The sequence below is a fragment of the Variovorax gracilis genome (genome assembly GCF_030317115.1).
Lineage (GTDB): Bacteria > Pseudomonadota > Gammaproteobacteria > Burkholderiales > Burkholderiaceae_C > Variovorax > Variovorax gracilis.
In genome coordinates, this window is sequence record NZ_JASZYF010000084.1 from 1 (window position 1) to 2,567 (window position 2,567).

Here is a 2,567-nt window from a genome sequence, read left to right on the forward strand (position 1 = left end):
ACTTCCACTTTGGCACTCGATGCCGTCGATTGCGAGGCCCCCACCGTCACCAGCGGCAATCCTCCACCTTCGCAGTCGTTTAGCGGGAGGGAGGCGTCCATACCATCTCCTTTGCCAAGAAGTTAAGGAAAACGCGTTTTAGCGAAACGGGTCTCGCTCAGGTAGTCCCACATAGCATCTTTCATTCGATAGAGCGGTTCTGGCGCAAGCAGTGCGACCCAATCTAGAAGCGGGCGTCCGCTCCGTCCTACGGTTTGGGGAGGCGGGCAGCCGGTGTCGAACCTAGACTGTCGCCAGCGCCTTGCATCAGGCCCACGGCGCGCCGCCAAGCCTGGCGTCCACCTCGACTAGGAGAAACGAAATGCCCTCGGAAACCTACGACTTAGCCGGTCTGCGTGCCGCATTGACGGCCGCCGGCGAACCCTGGATGGCGGGCCCGAACCGATTAACGCAGATGACACCCGACGAGCGGCGCCGGCTGCTCGGCGTCAAGCCGCCGCCGGGCGCGCCGTCGATCGCCGACGTCGCGCGCGACGTGCGGGCGAGCAAGGCCGAACGTGCCGCTGCGGCGCGCGTGAAGGCCGTCGGCGCGCCGTCGGCCTTCGACCTGCGCAATGTCGGCGGCGCAAACTACGTGACTCCGGTGCGCGATCAGGGCAACTGCGGCTCGTGCGTGGCGTTCGGCACCCTGGCCGCGGTCGAGAGCACGCTGTCGCTACAGCGCGGCGACCCGAACCTGGCCGTGGACCTGAGCGAGTCGCACCTGTTCCACTGCATGGGGCCGGGCAGCGGCGGTGCAAGCTGCAACAACGGCTGGTGGCCGACCTATGCGCTCGACCTGCTGCGCGACCAGGGCGTGGTTGACGAAGCCTGCTATCCGTATGTCGACAACGACGCTGGCTGCGGCGGCCTGTGCGGTGACGCGGCGAACCGCGTCCTGAAGACCACCGGCTGGCAGGACCTCACCGGCAATCCCGCGGGCATCAAGGAATGGGTCTCGACGCGCGGCGCGGTGACCGCCTGCTTCATCGTCTACGACGACTTCTTCGCCTACCAGCCCGGGCAGATCTACCGCAATGTGGTGCAAAGCGCCGACCCCGGCGGCCATTGCGTCGCGATCGTAGGCTACGACGATGCTGGCGGCTACTGGATCTGCAAGAACAGCTGGAACACGTGGTTCGGCGATCAGGGCTACTTCCTGATCGCGTATGGCGAAGTTGGCATCGAAAGCTGGGGCAATTTCGGCGTCACCGGCATCGAGAACACAGGCTGGCAGACCGACACGGTGACCGGCCTGTGGACGATCAACGAGGAACGCAACGCCTGGGCCTATTTCTCGCGGCTGGGCTGGCGCAAGGTGTCGCCGGACAGCGATGCGATCTTTCTCGACCAGCTCATGCATCTGGCCGCGGCGAAGGCCTCCGGTTCGCAGGTCAGCTTCTACGAGTTGCAAAGCGTGATCAAGCAGGTCTACGTGTTCTGAGCGCCTGCATATCAACCCACTTCACAATTGGAGCTTTCGATGAACCCATCACAACCCAGAGTCACCCAGCCGCAGGGCGCGCCCTACATGCCCCAGGCCGCGGCCACCAGCGGCGGCCCGAGCCGCCCAAGCTTCGGTCCGGCCGCCGCAGCGGCGGCAGGCGCGAAAGCCGGCTGCGGCTGCGGCGGCGCGACCGCTGATGCCCCACGCGGGCCGTCGCCCGCGGCATTGGCCACGATGTCGGCCTCGTCGCCGTCGATCCGGCCCGCTTCGGCTGGTGCGGCTGTCGGTGCCACGGCCTGGCACCAGAACGTGCGCATTACCGCGCTCTGGTCGATCAATGAGGAACGCAACGCCTTTGCGCATCTCGAGAACATCGGCTGGAGGAAGCTCGCGTCGCATCTGCACAGCGCACACTTGGCGCTGAACTTGCTCGCCAGCCATGCGCGGCAGGCCGGCGGCGTCAATTCGCTGCGCGAGGAAGACGACGGCATGCTGCACGAGATGTACGTCTGGTAGCCCACGACGACGCACCGATGCCGACGCACCACTGCACGCAGACCGACGACGGGCGCAGGCTGCACTTGCGTGCGGGCGACCGCCTGCGTATCGAGCTGCCCGAGCGCACGACCGGCCACCGCTGGCAGGTCGTGGCCAGCGGTGCACTGGCGCTGCCACCGGCGGTGCCGGCCGCCAGCAGCGCGTCGATGCCGCGGCCCGGCGCTGGCACATTGCGCGCGTTTGAGGCCGAGGTGCGGGCTATCGGCACGCACCTCGTCGTGATCGAACTGCGCAGGCCGTGGGAGCCAGCAACGCTGGCCGCGGCGGCCACCTACACATTGCTGGTCGACGTGTCACCCTAACATCCCCGGCGCGATCCCGGGCTCGGTGGGGTCAGCTGTCAATACTGTCACATGGAGATTTGCGGTAAGGGGTAATCGTCCTCTACGTGCATGTATGGACCCAGCGCCTATTGCAAGCTCTTTTCGGTCACATGACGTAAACGGTTTGCATGCACGTATACGGCTTGCCGGTGGGCGCGTCGGAACATGCCCGCAGCCTCGATGAGATCCGCACACCCGAG

General features: G+C 66.2%; 3 protein-coding genes. All 3 read left to right on the forward strand.

The genetic code is table 11. The features are described from left to right. Positions 1-361: 361 nt before the first annotated feature. From QTH97_RS36785 to QTH97_RS36795, 3 genes are read left to right on the forward strand one after another with little or no spacing between them, the layout of a single operon-like run. Positions 362-1,483 carry a C1 family peptidase gene (locus QTH97_RS36785; RefSeq protein WP_286573718.1) on the forward strand — a complete coding sequence of 374 codons (1,122 nt, stop codon included), beginning with the start codon at positions 362-364 and terminating at the stop codon, positions 1,481-1,483. A gap of 39 nt (positions 1,484-1,522) precedes the next feature. Beyond that, complete coding sequence (locus QTH97_RS36790) at positions 1,523-2,002, forward strand: hypothetical protein (protein ID WP_286573720.1); 480 nt, start codon at positions 1,523-1,525, stop codon at positions 2,000-2,002. 17 nt (positions 2,003-2,019) lie between these two features. Beyond that, the gene (locus QTH97_RS36795) at positions 2,020-2,346 is read left to right on the forward strand and encodes a protease inhibitor I42 family protein (protein WP_286573722.1); all 327 of its coding nucleotides are present in this window, start codon (positions 2,020-2,022) and stop codon (positions 2,344-2,346) included. The last annotated feature ends 221 nt before the right edge of the window (positions 2,347-2,567 follow it).

What these genes read in the sequence shown, in the direction of transcription:
- QTH97_RS36795 (WP_286573722.1), top strand. Translation starts at nt 2,020, where the DNA reads ATGCCGACGCACCACTGCACGCAGACCGACGACGGGCGCAGGCTGCAC.
- QTH97_RS36790 (WP_286573720.1), top strand. Translation starts at nt 1,523, where the DNA reads ATGAACCCATCACAACCCAGAGTCACCCAGCCGCAGGGCGCGCCCTAC.
- QTH97_RS36785 (WP_286573718.1), top strand. Translation starts at nt 362, where the DNA reads ATGCCCTCGGAAACCTACGACTTAGCCGGTCTGCGTGCCGCATTGACG.